This is a genomic window from Chryseobacterium sp. G0162 (assembly GCF_003815715.1).
Taxonomy (GTDB): Bacteria; Bacteroidota; Bacteroidia; order Flavobacteriales; family Weeksellaceae; genus Chryseobacterium.
The window spans coordinates 1,957,944-1,977,907 of record NZ_CP033922.1 but is presented as its reverse complement, the minus strand read 5'-3'; the positions used below and the strand labels follow the sequence as shown (position 1 = coordinate 1,977,907).

The following is a 19,964-nucleotide window of genomic DNA, read 5'->3' as shown; positions in this document are numbered from 1 at the left end:
GATCAGAGGTTTTTTTATGATTTATTTTATCTCATGAAATAGCTAAAGTAGCTACAGCTTCCCATCAGACTTTTTGTAGTTTCAGCATCGGAATATTGTGCCTTCAGCTGAGCAAAATAGGTTCTGTACTTTTGATTTTTCAGGTTGTCCATTTCCTTTTGACGAGCATCCTCTTTTTCAGACCATTTCGGGTCAGAATAATCGAAATCTTTCGGTGCTTTAGCTTCATACTGATAATATTTACCTTGCTCGGCACTTGCCATCTGAAACAGAATTCTTGCTTTATCTTCTTTATTGTTGGAGAGCTTAAGTGCTTTTTGATAATAGTTGATCGCTAAATCAAAATTATCAGGTTCAATATATGATGTATCAAGGAAGTTTTTATAATAATACTTGTAAGGATTACCTTTGTCATTATTCCAGAAGTAATATTTTCCTCCGTTACTGTTGTCAATATCCATGACGAACAAATGACGGTAATATCCTAAAATAGAGGTGTTGTATAACAGGTTTCCGATAAGCTGATTAGCTCTTGAAGCTGCTTCATTGTTACCATTTCCGATTTTCTTCAGCTGGATAAGAGCATTTGTCAATTCCAGTTTGTTCATATTGTCTTTGATGAAAGGGAAATCCGTATAGCCTTCAGATTTCATAGATTCAGCATCTGGACTCTGGTAACTTTCCCAAACATTATGCCCGAAAACAAGACCTGAAATATTATTAAAGCCGTTGTATTCAGAAGAAGCATATTGTTTTTGGGTAATGGTTTGCCCGTTTTTTTCAGTCCAGTCATAATTTTCCCTTGGAACTCCGCCAAACTTCTGAGCCTTTTCATAATATGATTTAGCCTTTTCAAAATCAGCAAGTCTCATTGCTCTGTCACCATAGATGGTATTGAAGAATGCATCAATATTACCTACGCTGTCCATATTTTTGGCGATGATCTGCTGCTCAAACTGGGTTTTATTGGGTTTCCTGTAAAAATCTTCAACACTTTTTACCAGGCTGGAGTTCGGATTGTACTGAAGGTCAGAAAGCTTGTTATTCATCAGGAATGATTTTCCATCCTCTCCCTGAAGGAAATAACGGTTAGCCATTACATCCTTTAAGAAATCTGCGGTGGAAGGAGCGCTTCCGTAATAATCGTAATCACTATTTACATTCGCTGTATCTTTTTTCACTTCTTTTTCCACAAAATATGCAGCATAATCTTTCATCATATGATCTTCAAAGGCAGCATCAACTTTTGGTTGGGAAACAATATCATTCAGAACCTTCATTCTTTTAATTTCTTCCAGGTATTCAGGGTTCGTTGTTTTGATGTCGTTCAGGATTTCAGTGCTTTCTTTATAATCTTTCTTTAAAAATTTAAGGTAAGCATCTGCAATCTGCCAATATTCATCTTTGGATTTTTCTTTCGCCTTTGAAGTAAATTTTTCAAGGTCATCAAGATAATCTTTGGTATTATCATCATATCCGCTATATCCGGTAGTATAAAAAGGAATTCTGTTTGGGTTGTTCAGCAATTCATCATCACTCTGGTCAGCTTTATTTCCATTGCCGGATGCATCAGATTTAGAACCTCCGAAAAGATTCTTGAAGAACCTTACGATTTTCTGCCAGAAAGATATTTTTTCTTCTTTTACCTCTTTTACTTCTGTTGTTGTCTTGTCATTGTTGGTATCTTTTGAAGTATGGTTTTCAGTATTTCCTCTGTAAACAGATATTCTGCCATACGCTTCAGAAGTGTAATAGTAGGTCGGAAGATAACTCCTTTCCAATTCATTGATACTTCTTACTGCCATTACTTTCAGGATTTCAGAATCCGGATTAATGTCAAACATCTTTTCCATGATAGGAATAGGGTTGTTGAAATCTTCATATCCTAAAAGGAAATAAGCCATATTCTTTTCCTCATTCGTATGGGCTCTTTTCATAATATTGCTGAAAGAAGCTGTATCCGAAAGCTTCATAGAAACAAAAGCAGATTCCTTACGGTTCTTACTGTTCATAAATACCTGGAAGAAATTCCAGTTGGCATCACTATTCATTTCCAATCCTCTTTGAGCTCCTGCCAATTGATCCAGTGCCATATAATATACTGTACCTTTTAGTTTAATAGGTTCAATATATGTTTTGAATGCCTGTAGTGCAGAGTCATAATCTCTGGTATAGTGATTCAGACGTATAAGCTGATATCCGTAACGTTGTTTGATCTCCGGATTTTTGGCAGAATTATATAAAGAGTTTAGCGCTGCGATCGTTTTATTATAATCAAGAGATGTGGCATTTTTTCTGTTTTCCTGCCTGTTATAATAAAAAGAGTTTTCACTTTCAACATAATTGATACTCATATAAGGCTCCAGATATTTAGCCTCAATTAAATAATCAATACCTTCCTTATATTTTGGATAAAATCCTGTTCCTAGTTTTTGCAAAAGAGGGTTTGTAGGAGTTCCGTTTTTAAGAGCATTCAGATCATTCATGCTTAATTTATAAACAAGATTCTGGGTCTCGGCATAGGTAAGCTGATTGTTGAAATACTTTTTCCATGTTTCAATGTTATCATCAGGAATCATAGAAGGATTGTATTCACCAAAGAATCTTGAAGAATAGGTATGAAGAAAAGGAAGATACGACTTATCCTTAATAATGCTCTGCGTAAAAAGATTGAAGTATTCATAATCCGGATCCGACCATGCACAGGCGTTGGAATTCGTATAGAAAAGAGATACAACCGCAAGTGAAAGAATATACTTTTTCATAGGGTTTGTGTGGTGTTTTTTTTAGTTTTTATAGCGTTATTTTGTAATCAAAGTGCTGGCAGAAAATAACATAAGTTACTGAATGTCTATTCTCTGTCCTAATCTATAGTAGATTTAAAATTTTCGATCTAGCACAAATTTACTATCTAATTGATAATAAATTATATTAAACTGCTGTATTTTTTTCTGAAGGAAAAGAATCACATCAGTTAATTGTTCCTCTGATATTTCTTCCACTTTTATTTTGAAACCTTTATTCAGGTAACTCCCAAAGTAGAAGCCATCTTTCAATACTTCAGCTTCATGGTCAGAGATCTTTTTAAAATTAGGGTTGTTGAGATCTTTTTTAGACAAAGCATTAATGAGTTTATGCTTGCCCAGATGATTCGTAATGATTCCCCATGAATAAATCGGTAGAGCCACTTCAACTTTCTTAATAGGATAGTCTTCCAGTTTCGAAAGATAGCTTTTCAGGATGCTGACATCCAGGATTGAATTTTTGTCCGATTTATCCAAAGGAGATGAAGTGGAGTAGCACATCAGATAGACCTTATCCACTGGGGGAATTCCTGTTTGCTTTTTATCTTTAACCTGATGAAGACGTAACGTACAGGTGATTTCCTTTCCGGAAACTCTTTTGAGCTCTTTTAAGAATTTAAAATAGTCTTCCCGTGTCCCGGCAGTCCAGTCACAGTCGATCTGAATTTCATTGTTGATTTTTAAATGATATTCCTCCGCTTTTTTCTGAACCAGATAATGGATACTCTCTGCAAGAAACCTGATTTCTTCCTGGGAAATTCCTATTAAGGTGGGGTTGGTGATAAAAACTGTTGGTACGATCTGCTTATCGGTCTGGAAACTCTGATCTTTTGTAATAACCGCAACAGGTTGGAATTTTCCACCTGCTTTATCAACATCAAAAAATCTTGTGTATACATAAGGAATAGTAGCCTGATCTAAAACTTTCTTCTCTTCCTGATCCAGTTTCAAATTCGTTTTCCAATAATAAAATGTGTAAGGATGGTTTTCTTTCTTATTGCATGAAACAATAAAAAGGAGTACCCATAAAATCTTTAGTATTTTCATACTGTGGTGTGCATAATTGATTCTCCAAAAGTAAAGATATTTATACAAACCATTTATCGCGAAATCCCGGGATTTTTTATTCCTGACAAATTCCATAATCTCAAACATCCCTTCCTTGCAAAGCAGACAATTAATATAACTACTCCCCTCCATCGGAGGGGGCAAATTTTTTTTAATTTTGAAGTGGCGGCTTTTCCTCACAACAAACAAAAAGCCATCCCACAAGGAGTGGTTTTCTATTATGCTTATTGATACAATTCACTTTCGCAATTACAAGTATCTTTATCAATACTATCCTTGGCAGAACAGCAGCCTTCAAGATTCTGAATATTCCCCTTTTCATCAGTAAGGTAGATCTTGTCTTTACCGAATTTCACAAAGAAGGTCTCTTTATACTTTTTGAACACCACTTTCATTACTTTATTGGGAGCATATTTACCCGCATTAATTTCTTCTTTGGTTTCTTTTCCGTTGGCCTGATTAACCTGAACATATCCAAAATACACATCACCTGTCTTTTTTACATCCAGATAATATTGAGGAGTGCCGGTACCACTGTATCCTTTCAGGATATCAAAACTTCTGTGTCCGGTAAAAGGCAGTTTTGTTTGTGCGAGAGTGAAAATGCTGATGCATAAGATCATTAAACTGAAAACTTTTTTCATAATATTTTTTTTTCAAATTTAAAAATATCTGCCCAATCTATGACACCGTAAAATCCCGGTGATTAAATAGGTTGCCAGAATTAATATTCTCCAACCTCTCTTTCAGCTAACTCTGTAATCCGTATAACCATTCCCCTTCGCTGGAGGGGTTTCAAATCAAAGATTTGACGGGGTGGTTTCTCCTTCCACCAAGCAAAAAACCACCCCAAAAGGAGTGGCTATTATATAATTTAGTTTAAAATTTGAATTAAAAAACGGTAGCTGCCAGTTGAATTCTTGCATATTTATTAGAAGGATTCCACATGGCCATCATAGAAACAGGTAAACTGTAATGTTCTGTGATCTTGAGAACCTTTCCAGCTTTTACACCTAAGTTTACAATATCAAAGTTGTTTTTTCCATTTCCATACAAAAAGGTGTTGCCATTCAATGAAAATCCTGCACCTACAAAAGCATCCAGATTCACTTTTTGACCACTGATGACAGGATAACTAGCCTGAACATAGGTAGAATATCTGTTCTTTTTATAACTTCCATCAGGTTCAAGGATTACTTCTCCTGCATTAGCCCCGCCATAAAGCATAATATCTGCTTCAATATTAATTGGGAATGATGGGCCGAAGGTATAATTGGTTCTTAAATCAATGATGTGAGCTGTTCTTCTTTGGGAATAACTGAAAATATCGTCAGCAGCATTAGCCGTATTGATATTCCTGGAATTATAAAGATCCCATAATCCAATATAAAAACGTCCGTTAGAATATTGAACGTAGTAATTGATCTCCTTATAATGAGTGTTATCTTTATCATCCGCCAGAGCAGAAGCGCCCCAAATACCTACTTTCCATTTCTTTTCCGCATCCAAAGCGTAAGAAAGATTTCCCATCACTACAGGCTTATCTGTAATGATCAAGCCTCTCCATAAATGATTGTTTTGAATGTTGGCGGTAAAATCCAGTCTGCCTACTTTGGTTTCTTTACCCTCATTGCTTTCCTGTGAAAATAGCCTTCCTGTAGCTAAAATAAGCAAGAAGATTCCTTTTAATATTTTCATGATTTGTATCTTTTGTTTTTATTTTAATACCATGAATAATAATGCCGCAATGACAGCTCCAGTAATTGGCCCTATTACAGGAATCCATGCGTAGCCCCAATCACTGCTTCCTTTTACCGGAAGAATAGCATGCATTATTCTCGGAGCAAGATCTCTTGCAGGGTTAATGGCGTATCCGGTAGTTCCTCCTAAAGAAAGTCCTATTACCCATACCAGGAAGGTTACAGGAATAGCTCCTATAGAACCTAATCCTACTTTTGCATTAGGATCAGCCTGTAAATTAATGCTTGGGTCCGAAAAGTGGAAAATGACAAATACCAATACAAAGGTTCCGATGATCTCACTGATAAGATTAGATGAAACTTTTCTGATCGCCGGTCCGGTGCTGAAACAAGCTAGTTTTGCTCCTTCATCCTCTGTAATAGCAAAATGGTCTTTATGGAACAGCCAAACCAAAAAGGCTCCCAACATTCCTCCAATCATCTGAGCCGCGATATAAGACGGAACCAGATCCCAGGCAAACTTTCCCGCAGCAGCCAAACCAATTGTAACAGCCGGATTCAGATGGGCACCACTTACAGGCCCTGCAACAGTTACCCCTACAAAAACGGCTAATGCCCAGGCAGTAGTAATAACAATCCATCCGGAATTATTCCCTTTGGTATCCTTCAAGACAACATTGGCTACAACACCGTTGCCTAACAAAATTAGAAGCATCGTCCCGATCACTTCTGCGATAAATGGAGTCATATGTGTATTTTTAAGGTCAGAAATTAATCTTCAATCCAGCTTTGAGCACGGGATACGGCTTTGTTCCAGGAATGAACCATAGCATCTACTTTTTCCTTTTCCAATTGAGGATGGAAATCTTTATCTACAATCCATTGAGCCTGTATCTCATCAATACTTTTCCAGTATCCTACAGCAAGACCTGCTAAATAAGCCGCACCTAATGCTGTTGTCTCTAATGTTTTTGGTCTTGTAATTTTAAATCCGAAAAGGTCAGATTGTATTTGCATCAATAGATTGCTTGCCGAAGCTCCGCCATCTACTCTCAGTTCAAGACTTGCTCTTCCGGAATCTGCTTCCATAGATTTTACAATGTCATAGACCTGGAATGCAATTCCCTCTAAAGTTGCTCTGGCAATATGCCCGTCAGTTGTACCACGGGTAATTCCTACAATAGTCCCACGTGCATACTGATCCCAATGAGGTGCTCCCAACCCTGTAAGGGCAGGAACAAAGTAAACACCACCATTATCTTCAACAGAAGAGGCCAAATCATTTACTTCATCAGAAGAATGGATGAGCTTAAGACCGTCTCTCAGCCATTGAATTGCTGCACCGCCTACAAATACACTTCCTTCTAATGCATAATTCACTTCTCCATTGATTTTCCAGGCAACCGTTGTTAAAAGATTATTTTTTGAAGAAACAGCTTCTTTTCCTGTGTTCATTAATAAGAAACAACCTGTTCCGTAAGTGTTTTTTACCATCCCCGGATTGATACACATTTGGCCAAATAAAGCCGCTTGCTGATCTCCTGCAATTCCCGCAATAGGAATTTTGGTAGAGAATAGAGTAGTAGCTGTCTCACCATATACTTCACTGCTTTGTTTTACCTCAGGAAGAATGGCTTTAGGAATGTTGAATAGCTCCAGCAGATCATTATCCCATTCCAATGTATGAATATTCAAAAGCATGGTTCTGCTGGCGTTAGAAACATCAGTGATGAACATTTTCCCACGGGTTAGTTTCCATACCAACCAGGTATCAACTGTTCCGAAGCATAATTTTCCGGCTTCTGCCTTTTCTCTTGCTCCGTCAACATTATCAAGGATCCATTTTAATTTAGTGGCAGAGAAATAGGCATCCAGTACAAGACCCGTTTTTTCCTTAATGGTTTCTGCATGACCTTGTTCTTTCAGTTCATCACAATATTTGGAAGTTCTTCGGTCTTGCCATACAATCGCATTGTAGATAGGTTCTCCGGTTTCTTTATCCCAAACTATTGTTGTTTCACGCTGGTTGGTGATTCCAATAGCAGCAACTTCCAGTCCGGAGATGCCTGCTTTGGCAATAATTTCTGCAGCAACGGAGATCTGTGATGACCAGATTTCGTTTGGATCATGCTCTACCCAGCCTGGAGTAGGGAAGATTTGTCTGAAATCTTTTTGTGATACATATTTGATTTCTCCGCTATGGTTGAATAGAATCGCTCTTGAGGAAGTTGTTCCCTGATCTAGAGCGAGAATTAACTTTTCATTCATATGGTGATTAATTAAGGTTGATAACTTTAGGTGAATAAGGAGTTAATAAATATCCTTTTGCCAATTCGATGAATTCATTTTCCTGTTGCTGGGCCCATGCTTCAGAATATCCTTTTTCTTCAGCAATAATTCTTGCCACATTATGTGCGCTGTCTATAGCTGCTCTTGCATCAAGGAATAACAAACGAGCTCTTCTTGCCAGTACATCTTCAATTGTTTCAGCCATTTCATTTCTTACAGCCCAAACTACTTCTGCCACCGTGAATGGATGGTCCGGGTGTATTTTTTGTGAAAAACGTGGATTACCTTCCTGTAAAGCTTTTATGGCAGGGATGTCAGATCCGTATACGTATAAATGATTCGTTCTGTCTACTTGTTCTGGTTTTACGTTTCCATGAATAGACATGTGTTCTGTTTTAGAACTCGTATTGCCTAGATTGTGTACCTGCATGGCTTTATCAATAGTATCTTCAGCCATTTTACGGTAAGTTGTCCACTTTCCGCCAATAATAGAAACCAATCCTGTGTCAGAAGCAATAACCTTATGGCTTCGGGAAACTTCTTTTGTACTCTTGCTTCCGTCTTTTGGAGCGGCAAGAGGACGAAGCCCGGCAAAAACAGATTTTACATCATCACGGGTCGGTTTTTTAGAAAGGTACTGTCTTGCTGTATTTAAAACAAAACTAATTTCCTCTTCCAAAGCACGAGGTTCAAAGCTTTCGTTTTCCAAAAGAGTATCTGTTGTTCCTACCAAAGCCCTGTCATGCCAAGGTACTACAAATAGCACCCTTCCGTCAGAAGTTTTAGGAATCATGATGGCATCATCACTTTTCAGGAATGATTTATCCAGAACCAGGTGAATTCCCTGACTTGGTACTACCAGTTTACCATGTTTTGGATTATTCATATTAAGGATGTCATTTGTGAAAACACCGGTAGCATTAATAACCACTTTTGCATGAATCTGGTATTGTTGTTTAGAAAACTGGTCTTCTGCAACTACACCTATTACTTTATCCTTATCATCTTTCAGAAGATTAACAACCTTTACATAGTTAATAGCACTTCCTCCTTTTTCAATAATGGTTTGGGTTAAGTTGATTGCAAGTCTTGCGTCATCAAACTGTCCATCCTGGTAAACAACACCGCTTGCTAAGTGATTTTGTTCAATAGTAGGAAGTTTTTCAATGGTTTTTGATTTGCTGATGTATTTCGTTTTACCCAAACTTAATTTTCCGGCAAGGAAATCATAAACGGATAAACCTATTTTATAATAGATTCCGCCCCACCAAGTATAATTAGGAATAATGAAAGACTGATTTTTTACAATGTGTGCCGCATTTTTGGCCAACAGGCCTCTTTCCTTTAATGCTTCTTTCACCAAGCCTACATCTCCTTGTGCTAAATATCTTACTCCACCATGTACCAGTTTGGTACTTCTGCTGGAAGTTGCTTTCGCAAAGTCATGAGATTCAAGTAATAAAGTTTTGAATCCTCTGCTTACTGCGTCTAATGCTGAACCTAAACCACTGGCTCCTCCTCCTATGACTATAAAGTCCCATTCTTTTACATGGGTTAATGTACTGAGTTCTTCGTTTCGTTTCATAAATGTTTCGTTTATGTTTCGTTTTCAAATATATAAATTAAAAATGAAAGCAAAAAGAAAATAAATGAAATTTTAAAATGTAGAATTGCCGTGATGTACAAAAACCTTTATCGCTGAAGATGAAACGATTGCATATGACCTTTGAAAACAATAAAAATCCACATGTAAAAAAAAAACGGTAATTTTGAGGAAACGAATAAAATGGAGAAGCTAATACCAAGGCATGATGAAATATTAAAGGAACTGGATGAAAAAGGACATGTTCTTGTTCAGGATTTATGCGAAAAGCTGAATGTTTCTTCGGTTACGATACGAAAGGATCTGAACTATCTCGAAAGTTTAGGACTTCTTTTTAGGAATCATGGAGGAGCAAGTAAACAGGTACGATATGCTTACGAGCAGAACGTAGGTGAAAAAGAAAATATTAATGTAGAAGCAAAGCAGACTATTGCAAAGGCTGCGCTGTCTTTAATTCAAGAGAATGACTGTATCATATTGGCATCAGGAACTACTATGCATTATCTTGCAAGGATGTTAATGAACTTCGGTCCGCTTACTGTTTTAACTTCTTCATTGAGGGTTGCAATTGAACTTTGTAATAATCCTAATATTAATGTAATTCAATTAGGTGGAGAAGTGAGAAAAAGCTCTACTTCGATTGTGGGATCTATTTCCGAAGGAATTCTTAAACAATTCTCATGTAATAAACTTTTCCTGGGGGTAGACGGAATTGATCTTGAATTTGGGATCAGTACCTCGAATGCTGCCGAAGCGCATCTTAATCAGGTGATGATTGAATGTGCAGACAAAACAGTAGTTCTTGCAGACTCTTCAAAATTGAATAAGAAAGGTTTTGGTAAAATTGCAGCATTGGATCAGGTGGATTATCTGATTACGGATGATGGAATTGCTCCCGAAGATCAGGTCAGGCTAGAGGAAATTGGAGTTAATGTGATGAAATAAACCCATGTAAATTCCTAAATATATATAATAGTATGTCAAAATATAAAGCCTGTGAGTGATCATGAGGCTTTTGTTTTTCTAGAAGATTGTTCTAATTGTATAGTTTGATTTCTGTGATAAGAAAGGATTGAATGTTTCTTGTTTCATGTAAAATAGAAGGATGATGTTTTTCTGCTGAAAATTGCGAAATGTTTCATTATCCTATAGTTATGGCATTTTTTTTGTTTCTAGCTGTTGGCTTTGAATTGTTAGAATAAACAATGAAAAGAAAAGGAGTGTTATTTGTGTTGAATTCATTTTTGTAAAGCTGTTCTTTTTTCTGAAAATGATCTAAATGATTAAAAATCAAAATATTTTACTCAAAATATTTGTCGGTTACAAAATTATTCATAAATTTGCACACTCATTTTAGGAGCGTAGTGTGCCTATATCAAAAGTAGAAATCACTTCAGACTTCCGAAAAATGGAAAAAAATAAAGGATAAATTTTATTATAATATAAACAATGTCAGGTATTATTGGTAAAAAAATCGGTATGACGTCTTTGTTTAACGAAGAAGGAAAAAACATTCCTTGTACAGTTATTCAAGCTGGTCCATGCTCGGTTTTACAGGTCAGAACCTTAGAAAAAGACGGTTATAAAGCTGTTCAATTAGGTTTCGATGACAAGAGTGAGAAGAACGTTGGTAAAGCGTTAGCTGGTCATTTTAAAAAGGCTGGTTCTGCTCCTAAAGCTAAATTAGTAGAATTCTACAGAGAATTCGTTGATGAAGTGAAAGTAGGAGAAGAAGTAAAAGTTGATTTATTCACTGAAGGTGAGTATGTTGACGTAACAGGAACTTCAAAAGGTAAAGGCTTCCAGGGTGTTGTTAAAAGACACGGATTTGGAGGTGTAATGCAGGCAACTCATGGTCAGCACAACAGACTTAGAGCTCCAGGTTCTATCGGTGCTGGTTCAGACCCTTCAAGAGTATTCAAAGGGATGAGAATGGCTGGAAGAATGGGAGGTGAGCAGGTAACTGTTCAAAACCTTCAAGTGTTAAAAGTTGATCAAGAACAAAATCTTTTAGTAGTAAAAGGTGCTGTTCCGGGAGCTAAAAATTCTTATGTAATTATCAGAAAATGGAACTAGTAGTATTAAATACATCAGGAAAAGAGACCGGAAGAAAAGTAACTCTAGACGAAACAGTATTCGGAATTGAGCCAAATCAGCACGCGGTTTACTTAGAAGTTAAACAGTACCTTGCTGCACAAAGACAAGGAACTCATAAAGCAAAAGAAAGAAGCGAAATTACTGCTTCTACTAAAAAGCTTAAGAAGCAAAAAGGATCAGGATCTGCTAGATATGGTGATATCAAATCTCCAACTTTCAGAGGTGGAGGTAGAGTATTCGGACCAAAACCAAGAGACTACAGATTCAAATTGAACAAAGCTCTTAAGAGATTAGCTAAGAAATCTGTTTTATCTCAGAAAATGAGAGACAACAGCATTAAAGTTTTAGAAGATTTGAGCTTTGGTGCTCCTAAGACTAAAGATTTTATCAATGTATTAAATGCATTGGAACTTAACGGTAAAAAATCTTTATTCGTTCTTCCTGAAGCTAACAAGAATGTGTATTTATCTTCAAGAAACTTACCTAAAACTAAAGTAATGAACTTCAACGAAATCAGTTCTTACGACTTAGTAAACGCTGGTGAGATCATTTTCTTAGAAGGTGCAGTTGAAAAATTCCAGGAAAATTTAAAGAAATAAGTCATGTCAGTTATTATTAAACCAGTTATTTCAGAAAAGGCTAACTACCTTACAGATTTAAGAGGTACTTATTCTTTCTTAGTTAACCCTAAGGCGAATAAAATCCAGATTAAAAAGGCTGTAGAAGCAGCTTATGGTGTAAAAGTAGCAGACGTTAATACAATGATTTATGCTCCGAAGGTTTCTTCAAAGTACACTAAAAAAGGTCTTCAAGTAGGAAAGACAAACAAATTGAAAAAAGCGGTAATTAAACTTGTTGAAGGTGATGTTATCGATATTTTTGCTGTAAATTAATTATTAATTATAAATAATAGTAATGTCTGTTAGAAAATTAAAACCTATCACCCCGGGACAGAGATTCAGAATTGTAAACAATTTTGAGGAAATTACTACCAACAAACCAGAGAAATCTCTAACAGTTGGTATTAAAAAGTCAGGTGGACGTAACCAAACAGGTAAAATGACCATGCGTTACACCGGAGGTGGACACAAAAAGAAATACAGAATTATTGACTTCAAAAGAAACAAAGCAAACGTTGAAGCAACTGTAAAATCTGTAGAATACGATCCAAACAGAACTGCATTTATCGCATTACTTGAGTATGCTGACGGAGAGAAGAGATATATCATCGCTCCAAACGGTATCAAAGTTGATCAGAAAGTAATTTCTGGTGAAAGCGTAGAACCAAATGTAGGGAACGCAATGAAGTTGAAAAACATTCCTTTAGGTACTGTAATTTCTTGTGTTGAAATGAAGCCTGGTCAAGGTGCAATTTTAGCAAGAAGTGCTGGTTCTTCAGCTCAATTAACTTCTAGAGATGGAAAATATGCAATCATCAAATTGCCTTCAGGAGAATCAAGAATGATCCTTACTGAATGTTATGCAATGATTGGATCAGTATCTAACTCTGACCACCAATTAACGGTATCAGGTAAGGCTGGTAGAAGCAGATGGTTAGGTAGAAGACCAAGAACAAGAGCGGTTGTAATGAACCCAGTAGATCACCCAATGGGAGGTGGTGAAGGACGTTCTTCAGGAGGTCACCCAAGATCTAGAAACGGTATGCCGTCTAAAGGTTACAAAACTAGAAAGAAAAACAAAGTGTCTAACCGTTACATCGTATCTAAAAGAAAATAATTATGGCAAGATCACTTAAGAAAGGACCGTTCATTCATCATACTTTAGATAAGAAGGTTCAGGCAAATATAGAGTCTGGTAAGAAGACAGTTATCAAAACTTGGTCTAGAGCATCGATGATCTCTCCGGACTTCGTAGGACAAACTATTGCTGTGCACAATGGGAAATCTTTTATCCCAGTTTACGTTACAGAAAACATGGTTGGTCACAAGTTAGGCGAATTTTCTCCAACAAGATCTTTCAGAGGTCATGGTGGTAACAAAAACAAAGGAAGCAGATAATCATGGGATCAAGAAAACAAGATAGTTCAATCGCAAGAAAAGAAGCTAACAAAGACGTTGTAAAAGCTTCATTAAATAATTGCCCGTCTTCTCCAAGAAAAATGAGATTAGTTGCTGATATCATTAGAGGAGAGCAGGTAGATAAAGCTCTTTATATCCTAAAATATTCTAAGAAGGATGCTTCTAACAAGTTAGAAAAATTACTTCTTTCTGCTATGGCAAACTGGCAGACTAAAAACGAAGGTGCGGATATTGAAGAAGCTAACCTTATCGTTAAAGAAATCTTCGTGGATAGTGCAAGACAATTGAAGAGACTAAGACCAGCTCCACAAGGTAGAGGGTATAGAATCAGAAAGAGATCTAACCACGTTACATTAATCTTAGGTAATAAAGAAAATTAATCAAGGTATGGGACAGAAGACAAATCCAATTGGTAATAGATTAGGTATCATCAGAGGATGGGATTCTAACTGGTTTGGTGGAAACGATTATGGAGACAGAATCGCTGAAGACTACAAAATCAGAAGATACCTTGAGGCTAGATTATCTAAAGGTGGTATTTCAAAAATCTATATTGAAAGAACACTTAAATTAGTAACAGTTACAATCACTACTGCTAGACCGGGATTAATCATCGGTAAAGGAGGTCAGGAAGTTGATAAATTGAAAGAAGAATTGAAGAAACTTACAGGTAAGGATATTCAAATCAACATCTTCGAAATCAAAAGACCTGAATTAGATGCTGTACTAGTTGCTGATAGTATTTCTAAGCAAATTGAAAACAGAATTTCTTACAGAAGAGCTGTTAAAATGGCAATGGCAAGTACTATGAGAATGGGTGCTGAAGGTATCAAAGTTCAGATCTCTGGTAGATTGAACGGAGCTGAAATGGCAAGATCAGAATCTTTCAAAGAAGGAAGAATTCCATTGTCAACTTTCAGAGCTGATATCGATTACCACTGGGCAGAAGCTCACACTACTTACGGTAGATTAGGAGTAAAAGTTTGGATCATGAAAGGTGAAGTTTACGGTAAAAGAGAACTTTCTCCACTAGTGGGACAACAGAAAAAAGGAGGTCAGTCAGACAGAGGAAACAGAGGAGGAGACAGAGACAACAGAAGACCTAGAAAAAACAACAACAATAACAATAATAATTAAAATTTTAGATTAGAAATTTTGAATTTTAAATTACCGTTACTTTTTTAAAATTAAAAAAAATCTAAAATCTAAAATCTAAAATCTAAAATTTAGAGATTATGTTACAACCAAAAAGAACCAAATTCCGTAGAGTTCACAAGATGAAGATGAAGGGGAATGCCCAAAGAGGTAGTCAACTTGCTTACGGAACTTTTGGGATCAAAGCAACTGAGGGTGCTTGGATCACTGCAAGACAAATTGAAGCTGCTCGTATTGCTGCGACAAGATATATGAAGAGAGAAGGTCAACTATGGATCAAAATCTTCCCAGATAAGCCAATTACTAAGAAACCAGCGGAAGTACGTATGGGTAAAGGTAAAGGTGCTGTTGAATACTGGGTAGCTGTAGTAAAACCAGGTAAAATTATGTTTGAAGTAGGTGGAGTTCCTTACGAAGTTGCGAAAGAAGCTCTTAGACTTGCTGCACAAAAATTACCAGTAGTTACTAAATTCATCGTTGCTAACGATTTTGTTAAACCTTTATAATCTTTGAGTACAATGAAAAATGCTGATATTAAAAATTTAAGCGCGGGTGATATTCAAGCTCAATTAACTGAAGCAAAAGCTCAATATTCTAAATTGAAATTGGCTCATGCAATCAGCCCAATTGAAAACCCGATTCAAATCAAAGATTTGAGAAGAACAATCGCTAGACTAAATACTGAGTTAACTAACAAACAATAATTTCATTTTACAATGGATAGAAATTTAAGAAAAGAAAGAATCGGAGTGGTTTCCAGCAATAAAATGGAAAAAACTATTGTTGTTAGCGAAACTACAAGAGTAAAGCACCCGATGTACGGTAAATTCGTTTTGAAAACGAAAAAATATACTGCACACGACGAGAACAACGAATGCACAGAAGGTGATACAGTTTTGATCCAAGAAACTAGACCTTTGAGCAAGAGCAAGAGATGGAGATTAGTAAGAATCATTGAAAAAGCTAAGTAATAATGTTACAAACAGAATCAAGATTAAAAGTTGCTGATAACACAGGTGCTAAAGAAGTACTAGTTATTAGAGTTCTGGGAGGAACCAGAAGAAGATATGCTTCAGTTGGTGATAAAATCGTTGTTACGATCAAAGATTCTACACCATCAGGAAACGCAAAAAAAGGTCAGGTATCTAAAGCTGTAGTAGTAAGAACTAAAAAAGCAGTAAGAAGAAAAGATGGTTCATACATCAAATTCGACGACAATGCTTGTGTATTACTAAACGCAGCGGGAGAAATGAGAGGAACACGTGTTTTCGGACCGGTTGCTCGTGAGTTGAGAGACAAAGAATATATGAAAATCATTTCATTAGCTCCTGAAGTACTTTAATTTTTAAAATTTTTTAAAGAAATGTCAAAGTTAAAAATAAAAAGAGGAGATAACGTAATCATTACTACTGGTAAGAAAGATATCAAAGGTAAGACTGGTGAAGTTATTGAAGTGATCAAAAAAGAAGGAAGAGACCCAAGAGTAATTGTTGCAGGACTTAACATCATCAAAAAGCACGTTAAGCCTTCAGCTTCAAACCCTCAAGGAGGAATCGTTGAAAGAGAAGCTTCTATCCACATCTCAAACGTAGCTTTAGTTGGTAAAGACGGGAAAGCTATCAAAATCGGTTACAAAATCGAAGGAGATAAGAAAGTAAGAATCAACAAAAAAACGGGTGAAACTTTATAATTTGAATTAACATGGAATTTATAGCAAGACCCAAAAAAATATACAAAGAGACAATTGTTCCTGCAATGATGGAAGAATTCGGGTACAAGTCAATTATGCAAGTACCTAGATTAGAGAAAATCGTTGTATCACAAGGTTTAGGTGACGCTACTGCTGATAAGAAAATTATCGATTATGCAGTAGAAGAATTGACAAACATCACAGGTCAGAAAGCAGTAGGTACGATCTCTAAGAAAGACGAAGCTGCATTCAAACTTAGAAAAGGAATGCCTGTAGGTGCAAAAGTAACTTTGAGAGCTCAGAGAATGTATGAGTTCTTAGACAGACTTACTTCTTCTGCTTTACCACGTATCAGAGATTTCTCTGGTATCAAAGCAGATGGTTTCGATGGTAGAGGTAACTACAACTTAGGTATTACTGAGCAAATTATCTTCCCTGAAATCGTAATTGACAAAGTGAAAAAAATCCAAGGGATGGACATCACTTTCGTTACAACTGCGAAAACAGATAAAGAAGCTAAAGCATTATTAACTCACTTCGGTTTACCATTTAAAAAGAACTAAGAAATGGCTAAAGAATCAATGAAAGCGCGTGAGCGCAAAAGAGAAGCACTAGTTGCTAAATACGCTGCTAAAAGACAAGCTCTTAAAGAAGCAGGTGATTACGAAGGACTTCAAAAATTGCCTAAAAATGCTTCTCCTGTAAGATTACACAACAGATGTAAACTAACAGGTAGACCAAGAGGATACATGAGAACGTTTGGTATTTCCAGAGTAACTTTCAGAGAAATGGCTAACAACGGTCTTATCCCAGGTGTAAGAAAAGCTAGCTGGTAATAATTACTAGATAAAAATCGGGACAATTAAGTTGTCAAGATACTAAAGAATAAATATCAGACCGAAGTTTTCTGACGTCTGATATTTTTCTCTTCAAGTCTTTTCAAAACTGATTGTTCTTTAACCAATAATTTATAAAAGAAAAATGGTAACAGATCCAATTTCAGATTTCCTAACAAGAGTAAGGAACGCACAAAGCGCAGGCCACAAAGTGGTGGAAATTCCTGCATCGAAAATCAAAAAGGAGATTACTAAGATCCTATTTGATCAAGGGTATATCTTAAACTTCAAGTTTGAAGATAACGCTGTTCAAGGAGTGATCAAAATCGCTTTAAAGTACGATAAGCAAACTAACAAACCTGCTATTAAGTCTATCCAAAGAGCTTCAAGACCAGGTTTAAGACAGTACAAAGGTTCTACTGAACTTCCAAGAGTACTAAACGGTTTGGGTATTTCTATCATCTCTACTTCTAAAGGAGTAATGACTGACAAGAAAGCTAGAGAAGAGAAAGTAGGCGGTGAAGTAATCTGCTATGTTTATTAATTTTTAATCAGAGGAAAATGTCAAGAATTGGTAAAGCAATTATAACAATTCCAGCAGGAGTTACAATCACTGAAAATAACGGTGTAGTAACTGTAAAAGGTCCTAAAGGAGAACTTTCTCAGGAGCTTACAGCAGGAATTACTGTAGAACAAAAAGATGGGGAACTGAACGTAAACAGACCATCTGATACTAAACAACACAAAGCGCTTCACGGTTTATACAGAGCGTTGATCAACAACATGATTGTTGGTGTAAATACAGGTTTCGAAAAGAAACTAGAACTAGTAGGGGTAGGATACAGAGCTTCTCACGCAGGTCAAAAACTTGAGTTAGCTTTAGGATTCTCTCACGGTATTGTACTAGAACTTCCAAGCGAAGTAAAAGTTGATACATTGACTGAAAAAGGTAAAAACCCAATTATTACTTTAACGTCTCACGATAACCAACTTCTAGGAATGGTTGCTGCAAAGATCAGATCTTTCAGAAAGCCTGAGCCATACAAAGGAAAAGGTGTAAGATTCGTAGGAGAAATTGTTAGACGTAAAGCTGGTAAATCTGCTTAATAAATTATAAGTATTATGGCATTAAGTAAATTAGAAAAAAGAATAAGAATCAAAAGAAGAGTAAGAGGGAAAATCTCTGGATCTTCTGAATTGCCAAGATTATCTGTATACAAAAGTAATAAGGAAATTTACGCTCAGTTAATCGACGATAAAAATGGTAAAACTTTAGCATCAGCTTCTTCTAGAGAGAAAGGTGTAGACGCTAAAGGTACTAAAACTGAAATTTCTGCTTCTGTTGGTAAAGCTATCGCTGCTAAAGCTATCGCTGCAGGAATCGAAAATATTGTATTTGACAGAAACGGTTTCGTATATCACGGTAGAGTAAAAGCTCTAGCTGATGGTGCGAGAGAAGGTGGACTTAAATTCTAATCATTAAATTTCGGAAAATATGTTAGGACTAGATAATATAGAAAGAGTAAAACCGGGAGGATTAGAATTAAAAGATCGTCTCGTAGCTGTTAACAGAGTAACAAAAGTAACAAAAGGGGGTAGAGCTTTCGGATTTTCTGCTATTGTTGTAGTAGGAAATGAAGAAGGTATTATCGGTTTCGGTTTAGGAAAATCTAAAGAAGTTGCTTCTGCAATTGCTAAAGCAGTTGAAGATGCTAAGAAAAATCTTGTGAAAGTTCCTGTAATGAACCACACTATTCCTCACCAAACTACTGCTAGATACGGTGGTGCAGATATCTTCTTAAGACCTGCTTCTCACGGTACAGGATTGATCGCAGGTGGTGCGGTAAGAGCGGTATTGGAATCAGCTGGTATTCACGATATCCTTTCAAAATCTAAAGGATCTTCTAACCCTCACAACGTGGTGAAAGCTACTTTCAAAGCGTTATTGGATATCAGAAGACCTGAAGAGATCGCTAGAATGAGAGGAGTTTCTCTAAGTAAAGTGTTTAACGGTTAATAATAAAACAATGGCAACAATTAAAGTAAAGCAAGTAAGAAGCGCTATTGGTAGAACAAAAACCCAAAAGAGAACGCTTGAAGCATTAGGATTAAAAAAACTTCACCAAGTTGTAGAACACGAAGCGACTCCTTCCATCTTAGGAATGATAGCTGCTGTAGGTCACTTACTAGAAGTTCAAAAATAATTTTATAAAAGAGAAATTAAAATGAATTTAAATAACATACAACCTGCTGCAGGATCTACTTTCAACTCAAAAAGAATTGGTAGAGGTCAAGGTACAGGAAAAGGAGGTACTTCAACAAAAGGACACAAAGGTCAGAAAGCTAGAGCTGGTTATTCTCAGAAGATCGGTTTCGAAGGTGGACAGATGCCTTTACAAAGAAGATTACCTAAATTCGGATTCAAAAACGTAAACAGAAAAGAGTTTAGAGGTGTGAACCTTGATACTATCCAAACTTTAATCGAGAACAAATCCATCACTGGAGAAATCACGAAAGAAGTTTTAGTAGCAAACGGTATCGTTTCTAAAAACGAATTAGTGAAAATTATGGGTAGAGGAGAATTGAAATCTGCGGTTTCAATCTCTGCTGATAAATTCACGAAATCTGCTGAAGAGCTTATTGCTAAGGCAGGTGGAAAAGCAATTACCTTATAATACTTACT

General features: G+C 36.4%; 28 protein-coding genes. 21 read left to right on the top strand and 7 right to left on the bottom strand.

The window, feature by feature from the left end; all coding sequences use genetic code 11:
* Positions 1-26: 26 nt before the first annotated feature.
* The 7 genes from EG344_RS09115 to EG344_RS09085 form a co-directional block, all read right to left on the bottom strand.
* A complete protein-coding gene (locus EG344_RS09115; protein WP_123909163.1) occupies positions 27-2,765 on the bottom strand; it encodes a hypothetical protein in 2,739 nt (912 codons plus the stop codon).
* A gap of 114 nt (positions 2,766-2,879) precedes the next feature.
* Positions 2,880-3,851: a hypothetical protein gene (locus EG344_RS09110; protein WP_123909162.1), complete on the bottom strand. Its 972-nt coding sequence runs from the start codon at positions 3,849-3,851 to the stop codon at positions 2,880-2,882.
* 245 nt (positions 3,852-4,096) lie between these two features.
* Complete coding sequence (locus EG344_RS09105) at positions 4,097-4,516, bottom strand: hypothetical protein (protein ID WP_123858818.1); 420 nt, start codon at positions 4,514-4,516, stop codon at positions 4,097-4,099.
* 247 nt (positions 4,517-4,763) lie between these two features.
* Entirely contained in the window at positions 4,764-5,570 is an 807-nt protein-coding gene (locus EG344_RS09100; protein WP_123909161.1) for a hypothetical protein, read from the bottom strand.
* An 18-nt stretch (positions 5,571-5,588) separates the two neighbouring features.
* The gene (locus EG344_RS09095) at positions 5,589-6,320 is read right to left on the bottom strand and encodes an MIP/aquaporin family protein (RefSeq protein ID WP_123909160.1); all 732 of its coding nucleotides are present in this window, start codon (positions 6,318-6,320) and stop codon (positions 5,589-5,591) included.
* Between the two features lie 23 nt (positions 6,321-6,343).
* A complete protein-coding gene (gene glpK, locus EG344_RS09090; RefSeq protein WP_123909159.1) occupies positions 6,344-7,840 on the bottom strand; it encodes a glycerol kinase GlpK in 1,497 nt (498 codons plus the stop codon).
* Positions 7,841-7,847: 7 nt separating this feature from the next.
* Positions 7,848-9,446, bottom strand: a complete 1,599-nt coding sequence (locus EG344_RS09085) for a glycerol-3-phosphate dehydrogenase/oxidase (protein WP_123909158.1) — start codon at positions 9,444-9,446, stop codon at positions 7,848-7,850.
* A 201-nt stretch (positions 9,447-9,647) separates the two neighbouring features.
* Here EG344_RS09085 and EG344_RS09080 point away from each other — a divergent pair, with 201 nt between their 5' ends.
* From EG344_RS09080 to rplO, 21 genes are all read left to right on the top strand, one after another.
* Positions 9,648-10,409: a DeoR/GlpR family DNA-binding transcription regulator gene (locus tag EG344_RS09080; protein ID WP_123909157.1), complete on the top strand. Its 762-nt coding sequence runs from the start codon at positions 9,648-9,650 to the stop codon at positions 10,407-10,409.
* Positions 10,410-10,913: 504 nt separating this feature from the next.
* The gene (gene rplC / locus EG344_RS09075) at positions 10,914-11,540 is read left to right on the top strand and encodes a 50S ribosomal protein L3 (RefSeq protein ID WP_027371722.1); all 627 of its coding nucleotides are present in this window, start codon (positions 10,914-10,916) and stop codon (positions 11,538-11,540) included.
* On the top strand, positions 11,531-12,160 hold the full coding sequence (gene rplD / locus EG344_RS09070; protein WP_047096820.1) for a 50S ribosomal protein L4: 630 nt from the start codon (positions 11,531-11,533) through the stop codon (positions 12,158-12,160). Before rplC ends, rplD begins: the two co-directional genes overlap by 10 nt.
* Before the next feature lie 3 nt (positions 12,161-12,163).
* Positions 12,164-12,454, top strand: coding sequence for a 50S ribosomal protein L23 (gene rplW, locus EG344_RS09065; protein WP_123909156.1), 291 nt, complete (start codon positions 12,164-12,166; stop codon positions 12,452-12,454).
* A gap of 22 nt (positions 12,455-12,476) precedes the next feature.
* A complete protein-coding gene (rplB, locus tag EG344_RS09060) occupies positions 12,477-13,298 on the top strand; it encodes a 50S ribosomal protein L2 (protein WP_123909155.1) in 822 nt (273 codons plus the stop codon).
* A gap of 2 nt (positions 13,299-13,300) precedes the next feature.
* Positions 13,301-13,579, top strand: coding sequence for a 30S ribosomal protein S19 (gene rpsS / locus EG344_RS09055; protein WP_002983209.1), 279 nt, complete (start codon positions 13,301-13,303; stop codon positions 13,577-13,579).
* Positions 13,580-13,581: 2 nt separating this feature from the next.
* On the top strand, positions 13,582-13,980 hold the full coding sequence (gene rplV / locus EG344_RS09050; protein WP_047096818.1) for a 50S ribosomal protein L22: 399 nt from the start codon (positions 13,582-13,584) through the stop codon (positions 13,978-13,980).
* Between the two features lie 7 nt (positions 13,981-13,987).
* Entirely contained in the window at positions 13,988-14,737 is a 750-nt protein-coding gene (gene rpsC, locus EG344_RS09045) for a 30S ribosomal protein S3 (RefSeq protein ID WP_034694675.1), read from the top strand.
* Positions 14,738-14,835: 98 nt separating this feature from the next.
* Positions 14,836-15,261: a 50S ribosomal protein L16 gene (rplP, locus tag EG344_RS09040; protein ID WP_002983219.1), complete on the top strand. Its 426-nt coding sequence runs from the start codon at positions 14,836-14,838 to the stop codon at positions 15,259-15,261.
* Positions 15,262-15,273: 12 nt separating this feature from the next.
* Positions 15,274-15,459 (top strand): 50S ribosomal protein L29, encoded by a 186-nt coding sequence (gene rpmC, locus EG344_RS09035; protein WP_027371716.1) that lies wholly within the window; start codon positions 15,274-15,276, stop codon positions 15,457-15,459.
* A gap of 12 nt (positions 15,460-15,471) precedes the next feature.
* Positions 15,472-15,726: a 30S ribosomal protein S17 gene (gene rpsQ / locus EG344_RS09030; protein ID WP_027371715.1), complete on the top strand. Its 255-nt coding sequence runs from the start codon at positions 15,472-15,474 to the stop codon at positions 15,724-15,726.
* Positions 15,727-15,728: 2 nt separating this feature from the next.
* Positions 15,729-16,097, top strand: coding sequence for a 50S ribosomal protein L14 (gene rplN, locus EG344_RS09025; protein WP_002983226.1), 369 nt, complete (start codon positions 15,729-15,731; stop codon positions 16,095-16,097).
* Between the two features lie 21 nt (positions 16,098-16,118).
* Complete coding sequence (gene rplX, locus EG344_RS09020) at positions 16,119-16,445, top strand: 50S ribosomal protein L24 (protein WP_047096816.1); 327 nt, start codon at positions 16,119-16,121, stop codon at positions 16,443-16,445.
* An 11-nt stretch (positions 16,446-16,456) separates the two neighbouring features.
* Complete coding sequence (gene rplE / locus EG344_RS09015) at positions 16,457-17,008, top strand: 50S ribosomal protein L5 (RefSeq protein WP_105702144.1); 552 nt, start codon at positions 16,457-16,459, stop codon at positions 17,006-17,008.
* A 3-nt stretch (positions 17,009-17,011) separates the two neighbouring features.
* Positions 17,012-17,281 carry a 30S ribosomal protein S14 gene (rpsN, locus tag EG344_RS09010; protein ID WP_002983233.1) on the top strand — a complete coding sequence of 90 codons (270 nt, stop codon included), beginning with the start codon at positions 17,012-17,014 and terminating at the stop codon, positions 17,279-17,281.
* A gap of 145 nt (positions 17,282-17,426) precedes the next feature.
* Entirely contained in the window at positions 17,427-17,825 is a 399-nt protein-coding gene (gene rpsH / locus EG344_RS09005) for a 30S ribosomal protein S8 (protein WP_047376575.1), read from the top strand.
* A 17-nt stretch (positions 17,826-17,842) separates the two neighbouring features.
* Positions 17,843-18,388, top strand: a complete 546-nt coding sequence (rplF, locus tag EG344_RS09000) for a 50S ribosomal protein L6 (RefSeq protein WP_123909154.1) — start codon at positions 17,843-17,845, stop codon at positions 18,386-18,388.
* Positions 18,389-18,403: 15 nt separating this feature from the next.
* A complete protein-coding gene (rplR, locus tag EG344_RS08995; RefSeq protein ID WP_123909153.1) occupies positions 18,404-18,757 on the top strand; it encodes a 50S ribosomal protein L18 in 354 nt (117 codons plus the stop codon).
* Between the two features lie 19 nt (positions 18,758-18,776).
* A complete protein-coding gene (gene rpsE, locus EG344_RS08990) occupies positions 18,777-19,298 on the top strand; it encodes a 30S ribosomal protein S5 (RefSeq protein ID WP_045491132.1) in 522 nt (173 codons plus the stop codon).
* Positions 19,299-19,308: 10 nt separating this feature from the next.
* Positions 19,309-19,485, top strand: coding sequence for a 50S ribosomal protein L30 (rpmD, locus tag EG344_RS08985; protein ID WP_027371710.1), 177 nt, complete (start codon positions 19,309-19,311; stop codon positions 19,483-19,485).
* 21 nt (positions 19,486-19,506) lie between these two features.
* Positions 19,507-19,956 carry a 50S ribosomal protein L15 gene (gene rplO / locus EG344_RS08980; protein ID WP_089734597.1) on the top strand — a complete coding sequence of 150 codons (450 nt, stop codon included), beginning with the start codon at positions 19,507-19,509 and terminating at the stop codon, positions 19,954-19,956.
* The last annotated feature ends 8 nt before the right edge of the window (positions 19,957-19,964 follow it).